Here is a 15,702-nt window from a genome sequence, read left to right as displayed (position 1 = left end):
AGAGTCAACTGCTGCCCGTACTCGGTCGCGGCCTGCGTCGCCGTCGCAGACCCCGCCACCGTGAGGATGTCGGCCACTCGCTTCTTCGACGTGCCGGTGCTGCGTGCGATCCGGGTCACGCTGGCGCCTTCCAGGCTCAACTGCTGCACCGCGGCAACCCGGTCCAGGGTTGTCAGCTCGTCCCGGGCGAAGGTGCGCAACTGATCGGTGATCCGTGCCGCCACGGTGCCGCCCTGCTCGGCCAGCCCGAACACGGCCGGGATCGCTGCCAGCCCGGCTTCCCGGGCCGCCTGGAGGCGGCGCTGCCCGTCGTAGATGTACACGGTGCCGTCCTCGCCACGGCGGGCCTTCACCGGCTCCCGCACCCCGTCCGCGCGGATCGAGTCGATGAACTCCAACGGCACATCCACGACCGTGCGGACGTTGGCGTCCAAGACCGCGACGGCCGGGTCGATCAGCTCGACCGCGATCGCGCTGACATCCACCGTCGCCGCTGGGCCGTCCGCCTCGGTGGTGTTCTTCTTGCTGCTCATGTTGAGCGTTTCCCTTCTCAGTAAACTTCTGTGATCAGGTCGGGACCGAGGCATTACCGGTGCTTCGGTCCCGACCCCTTTCTTGGTGGGGTCAGACGGCGACCGGGGCGTTCGTGACTTCGCGGCTCGCCGCCAGCCACCACTGCCAGATGGTCGCGATCTGCTCGCCGGTCAGCGACGCCATCGCCCCCGTCGCGGCGATCCGGCCGAGGAACAGCCCGGAGCCCAGCAACGGCGAGGTGTACCGGGTCCGGTCCGTCATCACCGTCAGGACCGGGTTGAACTCCCCCCTGTACAGACCCTCGTCATCAACCCAGCAGTCGATCCCGTCCGACATCCGCACCACATTCAGGTAGTCGCACCCCAGCGCTGCCTGCCTCGACCACCTCAGGGTCACCGCGTTCCTGTCGTCGACCTGCACCGAGCGCATCGCGCCCTCCGTGTTGACCAGCATCCCGTTCAACATGTGTCTCTCCTTCCAACTCGTTCTTTTGCCGTGAAGGCACGAAGTGCCTTTCGCAGGGAGGAGGACGGAGTGCAACCCGAAGGGCAGCGGAGGAGAGAATTTCCGGCCGAAATAAGGGAGCCGCCAGGCGACCGCGGCCGGAAAATCTCGGAGGAGCTGGCGGCCGCAGGCCGCTTGCGCGCAGGACGACGAGCGCAGAATGCCGCAGGCTTCACGGCGAAAGAACGCACCCGAAAGGGTGCAGACCACTGCGGCCGCTTAGCGGCCGACCGATTGGTCTCTCACAGACCCATAACGTCTGACAGACGTTTGCGCGTCTGCGGACCTTCGCACTATCGGCCCGGCACTCATGCTCGCAGCGTTGCGGTCAATGCGAGGCACAGTTTTGGTCGTGACATCGACCGAGACTGGCCGACCTCAGGACGAAAGGTCAAGGTCGAAACACGCCGGCTCAATAACGTCCTCGACGGGCCCTTCCCAGGTAAACCCGCAGACAATGCACCGAAGGAACCTGGTGTCGTGTTCGCCAGGGAACGTCTCCATCAGCCTGTACAGATGCTCGCCGAGGTTACGCATTTGGCCAGCATCCTCGGCGCGGACCAGCGAGTCCACAGCGAGCGTGCCCGGCTCGGTCGACGCGGCAATTGTCTGGACCTGCCGCCCTCGGTTGACGGCTTAAGTTGTGGCGAATTCCACCCACAACGGGTAGTGGTCGGAGATGCGCCAGGAGACGTCGACTTTCGTCAGGCCGGGAAAGACGTGCGGTATGTAGTCGAATGAGCCTGCGTGTCCGGTGTAGGTCAGTCCGGTGAGCAGGGACTTCGGCTGGGCGGCTTCGACGTCCATGAACCATGCGATTTGGTCGTAGAAGTGTTTCGTCTTGTCGTTGTCGAAGATCGTGCGCGGTATGCCGCTGAGCTCGGCTGGGGGCCACAGCCCCGTGGAAACAAAAGCCTCGTAGAGCGGATTGCCCAAGCGATCGATGTTGAAGTCGCCCAGCACGAGCAAGTTGGTGTTCCAGTCGCCCTTGCGGTCAGCCCAGGCTCTCATCCATTGCGCGAAAGCGGTGATCTCGGGAAGACGGTCGGCGCTGGTAGCAACGCATACCTGCACCGATTTCGGGCGCAACAAAGCACGTGAGTGTTCGCGTCGCGGGTGCGGCATTCGCGTTCGCGATTGGTGCCCTGGTCACCTACATGAGGCTTCGCCGACTGAACCGGTGACGGCACGCCGCAGGGGCCTCCGCGCCTCTAATCGGTGCTTTCGACACCGTTTCTACCTTGGCCACCCGTGCTTATGGTTTTGAGCACGTCCGCTACCCCGTCGAAAGAGCGGGCGGGAAGATTTTTCAGCATCGCGCTTGCGCCTCCCAGCCCCGTCTTGTCGCCTCGAGGATCAGGTCCTCGCGAGTTGCCGGATACTCCATCCCCGTCAGTACTTCGTCGAGTCGGTCCGTCATCATGACCCCTTTCGATGACCGGGTCGTTAGTCGTCGGCCCCCAGGGACGGCGTCCAGACAACGACCGGACGCCCGCCCGGCCTTCCTGGACAACGCACAAGGATGTTCCCACCACCCACAAGGCCCCCTGCGGCCAGCCGATGCTCTGCGCTAAAGCGGGCTCCTTTTTCGTGAGACCACGTTCCTTCACCAGCGAAGCTCTCGCCAGGCGTTGACCAGCATCCGTCAGGCGAGGTAATAGTCCAAAGATCCCAACGCCGCACCACATCTGCGCGATTGATGGGCAAGCAGCAGCGATGCCGCCACCCGCGGATTCGACACAGCACCGAATTACACTGTGCAGATCAGGCACGTCAGGAGCGTGAAGACATAGGGATGCGAAACGCCCCGGGAACCTTGCACGTCCGATTCAGCCGTGACACTTCCACCCCGACAGGCTTAGCCTGAACGGGCAATTCCCATGTCCTCCCTTTCTGGAAGGCGGTCGCGATGGGCGCTCTCGTCTATCGCTCGGAGCGGTACCCCTTCGACGACCGAACCGTGGCGCATCTGCGCGCCGCGATCACCAACAAGCTTCGCCGTAAGGAGGGCTTTCTCCTCAGCTGGACCGTAGCTGCCGTTGACGGCGGTGGACGGGTAAGCCTCTGGATCAGTACCGCCACTCCCCTGCAGTTTGTGTTTGAAAATGAGTCGATCGAGTTGAACACCCGTTGGCTAGAGGCGTTGGCACGCTCGTCCCATGGGCCTCGCGGCATGGTCATCATTCCGGAAAGCGCCGCAGAAGGAATAGCCGCCGGCGCTCCCGGAGATCGGGGGGTACAGGAACGCATCCAGGCTGCCTTGAACGAAGTCACGGCACAACTTCCAGCGGCACGCCCGTAACTTCCGTGGCGCCCCAAGGGGTTTCACAACACCCGGCCAAGAGGTACAGTCGCCAACTCCTGAGGCGATCGCTTCACAGCTCTGAGCAGATCACCCTCCGCTCAGATTCAACGACGATAAGCAAGGGGTTGTCGGCCGCTCCCCGAATCCGCAGTCTGACGAACATGACAGCTGGACCTGGTCTGAAAGAACAGGCAATGGATCCACCCCGTCAGCGAACTGGCGCGGCGAATGGTTCGGCTGTTCGAACGAAGGGAGGAGTTCATGAGTGCCACCCTCAATGACCGTGCACTCGGTCATGCGCGGGAGTTGATCCGCTCAGGCAAGGTCGTCCGCGACGACCGCGACGACTGGAGTGAAGACGCCCCCAGCACCGATCAGCAAAACCACTTCATCGATCAGCACAGCTGGGGCGACTACGCCGAATGGCATCTGGGAGTCGACTCGCATGCATCGGAGAAAACCAAAGGACGCTACAGCTTCCCCTACGGCGACTTCGAAAAGGTCCACAGGTGCGCACTCATCTCCCTCGAATCGCGTGCAGCGCAAAACGACCACGACGATATCGCCAGGGCCGCCAAGCAACTCCTCGACTTGATCGACAACAAATAGCTGCCAGCCATTGGTTCGAACGTTGACCCCGGACCTGATATCGGCCACCGACGATTCAGCCGCGCACACCTGCGATCGGCCTAACACCACCGACCCGTCGCTGTGGGGTCGCCCCAGACCTCACCGACCCCACAGCGACGATCTGTGTAGTGCCCGCGCGATGATCCCCACCCTCAGAAGCCGAGAACAGAATCTGCCGTCAGCAATTGCCAAAGCGAACTTGCCTCATCGGCAAAGGTGCTATCCGCTCATCGCGTTCGGATTGTGTCGCTGCAGCCTGTCCCGCTGGTAGTCAACCCCTGCCCGAAACGCACGATCCGCCTAGCGTGTTCGAGCATGAACACAACTGGATGGATTGTCCTGATCGTCATCGTCGTCGTGGTGATCGTCGCGATCATCGTGATCGCGTTGACCGCTGGCAGACGACGCAAGCAGGAGCATGACCGGCATCGCGCGAACGAGTTGCGCGCGGATGCCAGAGACGAGGGCTTTGCCGCGCGGCAGCGTGAGGCGGATGCGTCCCAAGCCGCCGCCGACGCGCAGCAGGCCGAGGTCGACGCAGAGAGACAACGGCGCGATGCAGAAGCGCGCGCTTCCGAGGCGGACGAGGCCCGCGCCTCAGTGAACGCGAAGCTCGGCAAGGCGGATGCGGTCGACCCCGACGTACGCACCGATCACGATGGGCGGCGGATCGACGACCGTGGCAACGTCCGCGACCGTCCAGACGGTCGGTGAGGAGGGGTGACGTCATTCGGCTTGACGCCATAGCTGGGGCGCCATGCAACGCCTGCAAGTCCAGCGAAGGCGGCGCTTCGCTGGACCCATCGGAACCGGATTCCGTTGGTGCGCATCTGGACGTCGAGGAAAGGCGAACATGGGGATCACGAACGGTGGGCTTGATATTGGCGGCCTCCTGATCACACTCGATAAAACGGATGCCGAGATCCGCTTCGACGACGCGGCCCGCGCCGCGTACTCCACCGACTCCTCCAACTACCGGCATGTGCCCATCGGGGTCGTGCTACCTCGAACCGTGGAAGCCGTGGCCACTGTCGTGCGAACGTGTTCCGACTTCGACGTACCCGTTCTCAGTCGTGGCCGGGGCACCAGCCTTGCCGGGCAAGCGTGCAACGAGGGTGTCGTCATCGACTGGTCGAAGCACTGCAACGGTCTGATCGAGGTGAGCCGGCGCGCCCGTACCGCCCTGGTAGAGCCGGGAATCGTTCTCGACGACCTCAATGACCAACTGTCCGCCGTCGCCCTCATGTTCGATCCGAAGCCGGCAACTCACTCGCACTGCACGCTGGGCGGCATGATCGGCAACAACTCGTGCGGGTCCTCGGCCCAGAAATACGGCAAGACTGCCGACAACGTGCGTGGCCTGGAGATCCTGACCTACGACGGCGACACAATGTGGGTGCGACGTGACGACGACGTGGACCAGACGATCGCTTCCGGCGGAGCCAAGGGTCGGCTCTACGCTGGACTGCATGACCTGATCCAGGAGTACGGGGACGAGGTGCGGCGCCGGTTCCCTCGGATACCCCGACGGGTCTCCGGCTTCAACCTTGATGCCTTGCTCCCCGAGAACGGGTTCGACGTTCCCGCAATGCTCGTCGGCTCGGAATCGACGCTGGCCACAGTGCTGCGCGCCGAGTTGGACCTCGTCGAGGTGCCGAAGGCGCGCGCGTTCGCCGTACTCGGATATCCGACCATCGAGGATGCAGCGGACGCGGCACCCATTGCCGCCCGCTTCGGACCAATCGGCGTCGAGGGCCTCGACGGCACCCTCGTTCACTTCCAACGCACCAAGGGCAAAAACCTCGACGCCCTCGACCTGCTTCCCGACGGTGATGGCCTTCTGATCGTCGAGATCCCCGGCGACAGTCAGGACGAGGCGGAGGCCGCTGCCGAGGCAATGGTCGAGGCGATGTCGGCGCGCGCGATCCGACCGGACGTACGCCGGTTCCGCGATGAAGGGCAACAAGACGGCATCCGACGCGTGCGTGAGGCGGGTCTCGGCGCCGCAACAAACGTGCCCGCCTTCCCGATATGTGGGCCGGATGGGAGGACTCCGCCGTACCTCCCGGGCGGTTCGGCGACTACCTGCGCGAGCTGCGAGGCCTGCTCGACGCGTACGGGTACGAACCCGTCGCACGCTACGGACAATTCGGGCACGGATGCTTGCACATGCGCATCCCCTTCCCCTTTGACCGGGGAGACGCCGGTGTCGACGAGTTCCGCCGCTTCACCCACGATGCCGCCGAGCTCGTCATGCGCTTCGGCGGATCGTTCTCCGGTGAGCACGGCGACGGACAGGCGCGCGCGGACCTGCTGCCGGCGCTTTACGGAGACCAGGTGATCGAAGCGTTCCGGCGGCTGAAGAGCCTGTTCGATCCGCGCGGCCGTATGAATCCCGGCAAGATGATCGACCCGCTGCCCCGGACCGAAGGCCTGCGACTGGGCAAAGGGTACGCGCCACGCGAAACCGTAGAACTGCACTTCTCCTACCCGCACGACGATGGCCGATTCGCCGACGCAGCCCTCCGCTGCGTCGGCGTCGGCGACTGCCGCGGACATGCGGGAGGAGTTATGTGCCCTTCGTATCGCGCAACAGGCGACGAAGAGCACTCGACCCGAGGACGGGCGAGGCTCCTATTCGAAATGATCGAGGGCACGTATCGCACCGACGAAGAAACCCCGGTCTCGCAAGGGTGGCGTTCACCGGAGGTGAAGGACGCGCTCGATCTCTGCTTCTCGTGCAAGGGCTGCAAGAGCGACTGTCCCGTCGATGTCGACATGGCGACCTACAAGGCCGAATTCCTCTCGCACTACTACTCCGGCCGGCTTCGTCCCGCCGGGCACTACACGATGGGACGGCTGACGCTCTGGTTCCGCGCCGCCCACCTTGCCCCACCCTTGATCAATGCCGCTTCCCATGCGCCCCTGCTCGGCGCACTGGTCAAGCGTGTGGCCGGGCTGGAGCCAGGGCGCCCGGCACCGCGCTTCGCACGCCGCCGCTTCACCGACAAGATACGAGTCCGAACGAGGCGAGAAAGTGCCACGTCGCACTCCGTCACATCGGTCGCCGGCTCAGCGTCCTCCGGCTTCCCTCACTCGGTGCATCCGCCGGTGGTGCTCTTTGCCGATACGTTCGGCGACAATCTGCAACCCTCCGTGCTCGATGCAGCGGTCGTCGTGCTTGAAGATGCCGGCTACCGCGTGCGCGTCCCTCGCTGACGCTCCTGTTGCGGACTCACCCTCATCTCGACCGGCCAGCTGACAACAGCGACCGCCATGCTCGCATCGACCGCCGCTCACCTGGCCGCCGAGCTGACAGCCGGCGAGTCGCTTGTCGTCCTAGAACCGAGCTGCCTTGCGGTGTTCCGCTCGGACGGCCCGGAACTACTACCCAACGACCACAACGTGCAGTTGTTGAAGGAACGAGCCGTTACCCTGGCGGAGCTGCTAACGCAGACACCCGGCTGGAAACCTCCGCATGTGGGAGGCCGCGCCATCGTGCAAGAACATTGTCACCAGCATGCGGTACTGGGGTTCGACGCCGAGCGAAGCATTCTGCACGACGCCGGCATCGCTTTCGAGGAGCTCGAGGGATGCTGCGGCCTCGCGGGCAACTTCGGCTTCGAACGCGGACACCTTCCGGTCTCCATCGCAGTTGCCGACCACGCCATGCTGCCAGCGCTTCGGAATGCGTCGGACGGAACGCGGATGATTGCCGACGGATTCAGCTGCCGAACCCAAGCAGACCAACTGGGAGCCGGACCACGAGCCTTGCATCTCGCTGAGGTCCTGGCATCCGCATCCCCAGGAGGTTTTCGGCCGAGAAGAACCAGACGAGACACGGTGTCACCGGAAACGCAGCACCAAGCACTGTCCACAACGCGCGGAAGGAAATCCTGATGCAGTACACGCAGGTAGGAGAGAATCCACAGCGGTTCGCGGTGATCTTCCAGACGGGCGACGAGCTGTTCGACGGGCTCAACGAGTTCGTCAGGCAGGAACAGATCGACGGCGCGAGTTTCACCGCGATCGGGGCGCTATCGGCCGTGCGTCTCGCATGGTTCGACTGGGAATCGAAGAAGTACCGCGTCTCGGTCGAACTCGATGAACAAGTAGAGCTGGTGTCGCTGGTCGGCGACGTCGCCGACAACGCCGGCAAACCAGAGATCCACGCCCACGCCATCATCGCAAGATCAAACGGGAACGCTCTCGGCGGCCACCTCCGTCACGCCCTCGTACGGCCGACGTGCGAGGTCATGCTCACCGAGACAGCAGAACGACTGCGCAAACACGTAGATCCTGAATCAGGCCTTCCACTCATCAAGATCAATTGAACGAAGACGCGCCACCACCCTCACCGCACCACCTGCCCATGGCGGTCATCCCTGCGAGCACGGTCGTGGGCCCCGTTTTGACCGATGGGCTGGGGGACGGGGCCACGTAACATCCGACCTAGACGGATCCCCCTGCACGAAGGGTCAGCAGCCGCGACGTCAACCCGTGGGAGCGGATGCTCGACCGGAGTAGACGATGTCCATGACCCTTTCATCACGCATCGTCGTCATCACCGGAGCCAGCGGCGGGATCGGCCGCGCATCCGCCATCGAGTTCGGCCGTCGCGGAGACACCGTCGTACTGGTCGCGCGAGGAGAAGCAGGGCTTGCTGGAGCCGCCCGCGAAGTCGAGTCGGTCGGGGGGCGCGCAGTCACCGTCGACGTCGACGTCTCTGATTCGGACGCCGTGCACGCAGCTGCCGATCGAGTCGAACGGGAGCTGGGACCGATTGACGTGTGGGTGAACGACGCCTTCACGTCTGTTTTCGCTCCGTTCCACGAGATTGCCGCGGACGAGTACAAGCGGGTCACGGATGTTGCCTATCTCGGTTTCGTGTACGGGACGATGGCAGCGCTGAAGCATATGCGTGAACGCGACCGGGGGACGATTGTGCAGGTGGGGTCCGCGCTCGCCTACCGCGGCATCCCGCTGCAGAGTGCGTACTGCGGTGCGAAGCACGCCATCCAGGGGTTCAACGAGTCGTTGCGCTGCGAGCTGCTGCATGAGCACAGCAACATTCGCAACACGATGGTGCTGATGCCGGCGGTGAACACGCCGCAGTTCTCGTGGGTGCTTTCTCGGCTTCCCCATCAGGCCCAGCCGGTGCCGCCGATCTACCAGCCGGAGGTCGCCGCACGTGCCGTCGTGTTCGCGGCCGAGCATCCGCGGCGACGGGAATACTGGGTGGGCGGAAGCACGGCGATCACCCTGATCGGGAACAAGTTCGCCGCAGGCCTCGGCGACCGCTATCTCGCCAAGACCGGATACAAGTCGCAGCAGACGCCGCAACGGCACGACCCGGACCAGCCGGTGAACCTGTGGGAACCGGCCGACTCGGAGAAGGACTTCGGTACACACGGGATCTTCGACGGCCGTTCGTCGTCCCGCAGCATGCAGATGTGGGCGTCCCACCATCACGGCACGGTCGCCGCGCTCGGCGCGCTCGCGTTCACCGCGATCGGTGTCGGCGTCACGCTGCTGCGCAAGGCCGCGAAATGAGGCTCGAGACGGTGCGCGCAGCCTTCGGCGCCGTCGAACTGGTCATGCCCTCTCTGGTCGGGCAGCTGCTTCTGTGGCGTAAGCCTGACGTGAAGGAAATCGTGGTCGCCCGCGTGCTCGGCGCGAGGCACCTGATCCAGGCAGTGTTCACCTCTAGGGCGGGATCGGGCATCCATGTGCTCGGTGCCGATGTCGACCTCCTACACGGTGTCAGCATGCTGCTGTTGGCGACCTTGGACCCCAAGCACCGACGCGCGGCGCTCACCACCACCGCCATCGCCTTCCTCTTCGCCGTGTGCGAGTACCACTTCCATACGCACGACTAAACGCGGAAGCACCCGAGGACGTATCCGCCACCGTACCGGGTTGGTCCACCTGAGCGACGCAGTGCGTCGCCGGCCGATTGCGTCCGTAGCGGATCACCAACTGATCTACACGACCGCGTGCGCCTGGGCGGATTAGAGGTCGTGCGGATCGCTTCAGGCGACGGGTGTGGATCGGTGAGCATCCCGATCCACCCGGGAACCCGCCGTCCGCCGTGCGTGTACCGGCTCCCCGGCCTCGTCGAGCACGATCAGGCCGCTGGAAGCGTTGGCCTCGTCCTCCAGCGTACGAACCCAGTCTCGGCTGATCTCCGGGATATGGGAACCCGTGTATTTGAAAAGCACCGGCCTTTCCGCGGACATCCACAACGAACTACGCCCGCTGCCGACCGAGAGGTCATCCAACCACGACATCAGGAACGACTCTCGGCGCCGGAACTTGTTCACGATCACGATCTCGAGATGGATCAGCAGCCGGTCCTCGAACTCGATCTCCTGCGGACCATAAATCAGCGTGCCCATTGCCCGGCTCTTTCCTCGAAGCACACACCTTAAGGAGAGGCACACATCTCAACGAATCGCAAGACCAACGCTCAGCTGTCAACGCCGGGCGGATCTGTCCCGACGGTTGAAGAGCAGCGTGATGCTTACCAATGCGAGCCAGGCTGGAAAGAGGAAGTCGAGTGGGCCCGCAAACGCGCCAGTGATGACGAGCAACACACCAAGCACGAATCCGATGACGGCGGGCCACTTCGGAAGTGCTCCGAAGCGCAGGCCGATCTTGACGGTGACGAAGCACTCCGATCCAATTGTCCGGATGCTCTATGTGAGGAGGTTGCGGAGGTAGTCGGCGTATCCGCCGTGGGCGCGGCCGATGAGTCGCGCTGAGGTGACAACGGGGTGAGTTTCGTTGGCGATGATGCGGTGTCCCGCCTTGCGGAGCTTTTCGATGAGATCGACGTCTTCTCCCACGGTGGCGTGGTCGATTCCGCCGACTGCAAGGTAGGCGCTGGCGCGTACGCCGAGGTTGGCGCCGTGGACGTGCCCGATCGTCGCTCCTGGCGGGTGGGTTGTGTGCCAAGCGCTCCTTCGGCGGTCATCGAGGTCGGACAGGCGTGGGATGACTGCTCCGACATAGGCGTCGGCTTCCTGGGCGGCCGCGAGGTGAGTGGGCAACCATTCGGCCGGGACGGTGGTGTCGGCGTCGGTGAAAGCGATCCACGTGCGTTCAAGTGGGGCGGCGGCGGTGTGTAGCCCGTACGCGATCGCGTCGTGACGGGCCCGTCCCACATTCCGGTGTGTTCTTTCAAGGATCCTGACGTCGTCGAAGGTGTGGGCGATCGCTGCTGTTGCGTCGGTGCAGGCGTCGAGCACGACGACCAGTGTGGTTGGGATTTCGATCAGTGACCGCGAGGTGCGGATCGATTCCAAGCACGTGCTGAGTGTGTCTTCCTCATTCCTGGCGGGAACGGAAATGACGATGTGGTCCACGTTCATCCGTACACCTCGAGCAGGAAGTCCTCCTCCGCGTGCTCGACGAGCCGGCGTAGTCCGGAGCGTTGGGCGAAGCGATCGTGGACGGCCCTGCCGGACTGTGCAAAGTCATCCGCGTCGCCTGTCCAGTGGCAGAGGACCACGATCCCGCCACGTTGAAGCGATTGCAGCGTTTGCCCGATCGCTGATTCCCATTGATCGGCCGTCAGGTAGTAGGCGACCTCTGAGATCACGATGAGGTCGAATCGGCTGGCGGGCCACGCAGTGGGCAGGTGCATTTGTTGCACGGTGACATTGGTCATCGATGCGGTGCGTGCGGTGGCGAGAGAGACCGCGGCCGGCGCTGCGTCGACGGCCAACACGTCGGTGCACCGATGTGCCAGCGCCGCAGTGGTCTCCCCGTTGGAGCATCCGAGTTCGAAGGCGTGTTCGTAGTGTTCGCGAGGGAGCGCGGCGAGCATCAGGTTCCGTTTGCGTCGTTCGTACCACAGGGTGCGCACCGACCAGGGGTCGGGGTTCCGCAGGTGGAGTGTTTGGAAACGGTCTCCGTCGGGAGCCGTGTTCGGCTCGATGAGGAGCTCCGCTCCAGAGGCGGCGCGTGCGAGGAAAGTGCTCGTGAGTACGCCGTGTGGATTCGATTCGGAATGTAGCTGGCTGGCGAATGCTTCCAGCGCTTCGCGTTTTCGCTGACGCGTTGTCGTGGCGAGCTCGATCTCGGATGCCTGTGACCACGGCATGTCCTCTGGTCGTCCCCATTGCCACAGCCAGATGGGATAGAAACGCAGTGTGTGGCCGTGTTCGCGGCAGAGGGCGGCCGCTTCACGACCTAGCGTTCGATGATCTCCGTGGCGATCCCCTGGCCATGGTGCTACGACGAGAACGTGCCGAGTATCGAGCGTTGTTAGCGTCGTCTCGAGCGCGTTGCGCAGTTCTTCCGCCGTGTTCTTCAGCGCGCCATCCATCAAGCCGAGGTGGCTCGGTCGGTCGTGGATGCCGAGTCGATGGAGCGCTGTCTGCAGTTCATCGAGACGCTCAGGTTCGGATGCCGTTGCCACCACGACGCGGACGGGGATGTCGTGCTCGACGCAGGACGCGATTAGTCCTCCTGCACCGAGTGTTTCGTCGTCGGGGTGAGCGGCAAGCACGACGACCGTGTCGAACCGTTCGAGCCAAGCCGCGGTCAACCGTTCGAGCCGGTGCGCGCTAATCGCCTGTTCCCAATCTTCGCTCCTGGTGGCTGCCACCAACGGATCGAACGTCACCATCGGATTACGTCCGCGGGCAGGTGACGTGCAAGAGACGCGTCATCTCGGCTCCAGTGGTACTGCGACACGTAAAGCTCCAAGTCAGCGCAGCGACGCGCGAGAGCCTCATCGAAGGCCAGGGCTACCGGGCCGAGAACCTCCCTGACGGCGCTGAGGACCGTGACGGCAGTGTCGGCCACGGTTCCCCGGACCGAGTGAGCCAGGAGTGCGAAGTCCTCGTGCCGGGAAGTGATCTCGGACGGGCGATCGATGGCTGCTGCTGCGGCGCGCAGGACCGTCCGGCATGCCTCGAGGTCGCGGTACACCCCTCCTGCTGCGGCAGCGGCGAAAGCATCGTCCGCACGAGAACGCGAGCGATCGGCGACTGCAACGGCCAGGGGAAGGCATCCGCCCCACCAGCACGCTGCGACGCCGATCGCACCCCACCGGAACCCCGGTCGCTCCAAATACCATCCCTCATCCCCGATCGGCGTGGCGGGCACGGCCCGGAACATGAGCGGCCCACTTGCCACCTCAGCAAGTCCGCGAGCGATCCACGGCGAGGGTTCGGCCTCGATGCCGGCATCACGGAGGTCAACGGCGAACATGCGTCGGTTCGAACCGCTTGACGCGGTCACCAGGGCGTGTGTCAGCTTCGTGCCGAGTGAGCACCATGCCTTACTGCCGTTCAGGATCCACTGATCGTCAATGAGAATGGCATCCAGAGACTGTCCTGGAGCTTCGGCCGCGAACACGCCCCAGGTTGTGCCACGTTCCGGCGGCATGGCGCCGGATTCCACCATGATGGCCACCGCGTCGGCGTGCGGCTCGAGCACTCGTGCAGCCGTGACGTCGGCGCGCGCTACTTCGGATAACAGGCGGAAGCGTTCCTCCGTCGCTCCCGAACCTGGGATAGGTGCGACATCGGCTGGCGGGATGGCGCCGAGCACCTCGAGCAGAGGGTCGACATGACCACCACACGTGTCGGCCTCCCGAATATACGGGCCAAGGGCATCGCCGAATGACGCCTTCTCCGGTTGTCCTACCGGTGCGGCGGTGGCCGCATACTGAGGGCCTCTGTTCATGCCGGTCAGCGTGCGGGCAAGCGCACCGGGCGATCAACCCCTTGCCAAGGGCCGCCGAATCTGTGTCTGGCTACCTGTGGGTTGCCGTACGGCGGGTGACTGTACGCGCGGAGGGGGACGCATGGAACCCCTGGCCGCACCGCGCGACGCGTACTTGCCTGTCTCTATGCCTGAGAGTCAGTATTCATTCGATAACCCGGTGGACCGTTACCCGCATATTCATCCGCCGGAGGAGCTCGTTTCCGAGCCGGGACGCGATAGCGAACTCGATCCGCCAGCCGACCACGGTGAGGGCAGTTACAGGGGTTCAGCGCGGCTGGCGGGCCGCAAAGCTCTGGTCACCGGTGGTGATTCCGGGATCGGTGCGGCCGCGGCGATAGCTTTCGCACGGGAGGGAGCCGACGTTGCCATCGTCTACCTTCCGCAGGAGGAAGCGGATGCCGCCGCGATCGCCGACCAGATTCGTTCCGCCGGCCGTAAGGCGGTGACGATTCCCGGAGATCTGGGCGAACGATCCTTCATCGATGACCTCGTCAGCAAAGCGCTGGATGGACTCGGTGGGATCGACATCCTGGTGAACAACGCAGGCAAGCAGATCTTCTGTCCGAACCTTGCGGATCTACCGGATGATCAGTTCGACCAGACGATGAAGACAAATGTGTACGCGATGTTCTGGCTCACGAAGGCTGTCCTTCCACACCTCGGCCCGGGCGCGACCATCATCAACACGACCTCGGTGCAGGCCTATCTCCCCGGCGAGGTTCTCGTCGACTACGCCACAACCAAGGCAGCAATCAACGCCTTCACCAAGGCTCTCGCTCAGCAACTTGCGCCGAAGGGCATCCGGGTCAACGCCGTCGCCCCAGGTCCAATCTGGACGCCACTTCAGCCAAGCGCAGGGCAGCCGCCGGAGAAGATCCCTGACTTCGGGTCCCAGACCGCATTGGGACGGGCCGGTCAGCCGGCCGAACTCGCCCCGGCTTTCGTCTTCCTCGCATCACCGGAGTCCAGTTACGTCGTTGGGGCGACGCTCGCCGTCACCGGTGGCATGCCCACCCCCTGACCACCTGACAAGGAGAAGAACACCATGCCCGAAAGCACAGCGAAGTCCCGCACCAGCACAAGGAAACCGAGCAGCCCGACCAAACGCAGCGGCTCGAATGCATCGACCACCGCACCAAGTTCCGCCGCAACAAGGCAGGGCGCCGAAGCAACCCAGCGCGAGCATGCCGAAAGCGGATTCGTCGCGTCCGCCGAACTCGTCCGCAACCTGCAACAAGTCCACGTCGACCTGATCGAATTACACCTGCAAGGAAAGCAAGCGCACTGGAACGTTGTGGGCACGAACTTTCGGGACCTACATCTGCAACTCGACGAGATCGTCGAATCCGCACGCGAGTTCAGCGACGTGATCGCCGAACGGCTTCGTGCCCTGCACGCCGTCCCCGACGGTCGCAGCAGTACGGTCTCCAGCACCACATCGCTTCCGCAATACCCCAACGGGGAGGTCGCCACCTCCGAGACGGTCAACCTCATTGTGGAGCGCTTGGAGACCACAGTGGCAACCATGCGCGACGTGCACGACCAAGTCGACGAGGAAGACCCCACGACGGCCGACCTGCTGCACGAAGTCATCGCCACACTCGAGCAATACGCCTGGATGGTAGGCGCCGAAAACCGTGCCCCGTCGACAAACGCAACCACATCGGCAAAACGCTAAGCGAGGCGACCTACGCACTCCGGCCGATTGGCCGTGCCTCCTCGATCGATCAAGAGTGCGAACGGAAGCCCATCCGCAACCGTGCCTCGCGTTGGGCGATGACGGACTCGCGGCCGGCTGCCGCCCGCAGCAGGATCCGCCTACGGACCGCGCTCCCGACTGTGGGAAGGACGGGGGTCCGAGGACCTGAGCGCTTGCGGGCGAGAGTGGGCGCTGGACCCAGTTCAGCTGACAACGAGCGGCTTGAGTTCACGTTCGGCCCAGTCCCGGAAGGTTGTCGGCGACCCGGTATGCGCAGTGCGCTTGACAG

At 64.1% G+C, this 15,702-nt stretch carries 17 protein-coding genes and 1 pseudogene; 11 read left to right on the top strand and 7 right to left on the bottom strand.

Going from position 1 to position 15,702, the window contains the following annotated elements:
• The 3 genes from HII28_RS19750 to HII28_RS19740 all read right to left on the bottom strand — a co-directional run.
• Positions 1-533: ParB N-terminal domain-containing protein (locus HII28_RS19750; protein ID WP_170027662.1), on the bottom strand; the 533-nt coding region annotated here is incomplete at its 3' end.
• 91 nt (positions 534-624) lie between these two features.
• Positions 625-999 carry a DUF3846 domain-containing protein gene (locus tag HII28_RS19745; protein ID WP_170027660.1) on the bottom strand — a complete coding sequence of 125 codons (375 nt, stop codon included), beginning with the start codon at positions 997-999 and terminating at the stop codon, positions 625-627.
• Between the two features lie 675 nt (positions 1,000-1,674).
• Entirely contained in the window at positions 1,675-2,049 is a 375-nt protein-coding gene (locus HII28_RS19740) for a hypothetical protein (RefSeq protein ID WP_170027658.1), read from the bottom strand.
• An 898-nt stretch (positions 2,050-2,947) separates the two neighbouring features.
• On the opposite strand from HII28_RS19740, the gene HII28_RS19735 reads away from it, so the two are divergent.
• The 9 genes and pseudogenes from HII28_RS19735 to HII28_RS19705 all read left to right on the top strand — a co-directional run bounded on the left by HII28_RS19735 (position 2,948) and on the right by HII28_RS19705 (position 9,852).
• The gene (locus HII28_RS19735) at positions 2,948-3,340 is read left to right on the top strand and encodes a hypothetical protein (RefSeq protein ID WP_205865123.1); all 393 of its coding nucleotides are present in this window, start codon (positions 2,948-2,950) and stop codon (positions 3,338-3,340) included.
• Positions 3,341-3,604: 264 nt separating this feature from the next.
• Entirely contained in the window at positions 3,605-3,952 is a 348-nt protein-coding gene (locus HII28_RS19730; protein WP_170027656.1) for a hypothetical protein, read from the top strand.
• 336 nt (positions 3,953-4,288) lie between these two features.
• On the top strand, positions 4,289-4,687 hold the full coding sequence (locus HII28_RS19725) for a hypothetical protein (protein WP_170027654.1): 399 nt from the start codon (positions 4,289-4,291) through the stop codon (positions 4,685-4,687).
• A 43-nt stretch (positions 4,688-4,730) separates the two neighbouring features.
• Positions 4,731-5,963: pseudogene (locus HII28_RS19975) on the top strand (FAD-binding oxidoreductase); the annotation flags it as partial.
• A gap of 41 nt (positions 5,964-6,004) precedes the next feature.
• Positions 6,005-7,192 (top strand): FAD-linked oxidase C-terminal domain-containing protein, encoded by a 1,188-nt coding sequence (locus HII28_RS20565; protein ID WP_277348526.1) that lies wholly within the window; start codon positions 6,005-6,007, stop codon positions 7,190-7,192.
• Between the two features lie 57 nt (positions 7,193-7,249).
• Positions 7,250-7,873: a (Fe-S)-binding protein gene (locus tag HII28_RS19965; protein WP_205865121.1), complete on the top strand. Its 624-nt coding sequence runs from the start codon at positions 7,250-7,252 to the stop codon at positions 7,871-7,873.
• On the top strand, positions 7,873-8,307 hold the full coding sequence (locus HII28_RS19715) for a PPC domain-containing DNA-binding protein (RefSeq protein ID WP_170027652.1): 435 nt from the start codon (positions 7,873-7,875) through the stop codon (positions 8,305-8,307). Before HII28_RS19965 ends, HII28_RS19715 begins: the two co-directional genes overlap by 1 nt.
• A 202-nt stretch (positions 8,308-8,509) precedes the next feature.
• Entirely contained in the window at positions 8,510-9,526 is a 1,017-nt protein-coding gene (locus tag HII28_RS19710; RefSeq protein ID WP_205865120.1) for an SDR family oxidoreductase, read from the top strand.
• A complete protein-coding gene (locus HII28_RS19705; RefSeq protein ID WP_170027649.1) occupies positions 9,523-9,852 on the top strand; it encodes a hypothetical protein in 330 nt (109 codons plus the stop codon). The genes HII28_RS19710 and HII28_RS19705 overlap by 4 nt, the downstream gene beginning before the upstream one ends.
• Positions 9,853-10,005: 153 nt before the next feature.
• Here HII28_RS19705 and HII28_RS19700 read toward each other — a convergent pair whose 3' ends face one another.
• The 4 genes from HII28_RS19700 to HII28_RS19685 form a co-directional block, all read right to left on the bottom strand.
• The gene (locus tag HII28_RS19700) at positions 10,006-10,371 is read right to left on the bottom strand and encodes an ATP-dependent DNA ligase (protein ID WP_205865119.1); all 366 of its coding nucleotides are present in this window, start codon (positions 10,369-10,371) and stop codon (positions 10,006-10,008) included.
• A gap of 300 nt (positions 10,372-10,671) precedes the next feature.
• Positions 10,672-11,346, bottom strand: a complete 675-nt coding sequence (locus HII28_RS19695; RefSeq protein ID WP_170027647.1) for a glycosyltransferase — start codon at positions 11,344-11,346, stop codon at positions 10,672-10,674.
• Positions 11,343-12,587, bottom strand: a complete 1,245-nt coding sequence (locus tag HII28_RS19690; RefSeq protein WP_346769429.1) for a PIG-L family deacetylase — start codon at positions 12,585-12,587, stop codon at positions 11,343-11,345. Before HII28_RS19690 ends, HII28_RS19695 begins: the two co-directional genes overlap by 4 nt.
• 14 nt (positions 12,588-12,601) lie before the next feature.
• A complete protein-coding gene (locus HII28_RS19685; protein ID WP_170027643.1) occupies positions 12,602-13,672 on the bottom strand; it encodes a hypothetical protein in 1,071 nt (356 codons plus the stop codon).
• A gap of 166 nt (positions 13,673-13,838) precedes the next feature.
• On the opposite strand from HII28_RS19685, the gene HII28_RS19680 reads away from it, so the two are divergent.
• Together HII28_RS19680 and HII28_RS19675 are read left to right on the top strand one after the other, a co-directional pair.
• A complete protein-coding gene (locus HII28_RS19680; RefSeq protein ID WP_170027664.1) occupies positions 13,839-14,735 on the top strand; it encodes an SDR family oxidoreductase in 897 nt (298 codons plus the stop codon).
• A gap of 24 nt (positions 14,736-14,759) precedes the next feature.
• Positions 14,760-15,392: a DNA starvation/stationary phase protection protein gene (locus HII28_RS19675; RefSeq protein ID WP_170027641.1), complete on the top strand. Its 633-nt coding sequence runs from the start codon at positions 14,760-14,762 to the stop codon at positions 15,390-15,392.
• Positions 15,393-15,702 lie beyond the last annotated feature (310 nt).

Source organism: Planctomonas sp. JC2975 (assembly GCF_012985205.1).
In the GTDB taxonomy this organism is placed as follows: domain Bacteria; phylum Actinomycetota; class Actinomycetes; order Actinomycetales; family Microbacteriaceae; genus Humibacter.
This window is presented reverse-complemented; position numbering and strand designations above follow the sequence as displayed.

Coding starts and splice junctions, on each gene's coding strand:
- HII28_RS19745 (WP_170027660.1), bottom strand. CDS start 999: ATGTTGAACGGGATGCTGGTCAACACGGAGGGCGCGATGCGCTCGGTG.
- HII28_RS19740 (WP_170027658.1), bottom strand. CDS start 2,049: ATGAGAGCCTGGGCTGACCGCAAGGGCGACTGGAACACCAACTTGCTC.
- HII28_RS19735 (WP_205865123.1), top strand. CDS start 2,948: ATGGGCGCTCTCGTCTATCGCTCGGAGCGGTACCCCTTCGACGACCGA.
- HII28_RS19730 (WP_170027656.1), top strand. CDS start 3,605: ATGAGTGCCACCCTCAATGACCGTGCACTCGGTCATGCGCGGGAGTTG.
- HII28_RS19725 (WP_170027654.1), top strand. CDS start 4,289: ATGAACACAACTGGATGGATTGTCCTGATCGTCATCGTCGTCGTGGTG.
- HII28_RS20565 (WP_277348526.1), top strand. CDS start 6,005: ATGTGGGCCGGATGGGAGGACTCCGCCGTACCTCCCGGGCGGTTCGGC.
- HII28_RS19965 (WP_205865121.1), top strand. CDS start 7,250: ATGCTCGCATCGACCGCCGCTCACCTGGCCGCCGAGCTGACAGCCGGC.
- HII28_RS19715 (WP_170027652.1), top strand. CDS start 7,873: ATGCAGTACACGCAGGTAGGAGAGAATCCACAGCGGTTCGCGGTGATC.
- HII28_RS19710 (WP_205865120.1), top strand. CDS start 8,510: ATGACCCTTTCATCACGCATCGTCGTCATCACCGGAGCCAGCGGCGGG.
- HII28_RS19705 (WP_170027649.1), top strand. CDS start 9,523: ATGAGGCTCGAGACGGTGCGCGCAGCCTTCGGCGCCGTCGAACTGGTC.
- HII28_RS19700 (WP_205865119.1), bottom strand. CDS start 10,371: ATGGGCACGCTGATTTATGGTCCGCAGGAGATCGAGTTCGAGGACCGG.
- HII28_RS19695 (WP_170027647.1), bottom strand. CDS start 11,346: ATGAACGTGGACCACATCGTCATTTCCGTTCCCGCCAGGAATGAGGAA.
- HII28_RS19685 (WP_170027643.1), bottom strand. CDS start 13,672: ATGAACAGAGGCCCTCAGTATGCGGCCACCGCCGCACCGGTAGGACAA.
- HII28_RS19680 (WP_170027664.1), top strand. CDS start 13,839: ATGCCTGAGAGTCAGTATTCATTCGATAACCCGGTGGACCGTTACCCG.
- HII28_RS19675 (WP_170027641.1), top strand. CDS start 14,760: ATGCCCGAAAGCACAGCGAAGTCCCGCACCAGCACAAGGAAACCGAGC.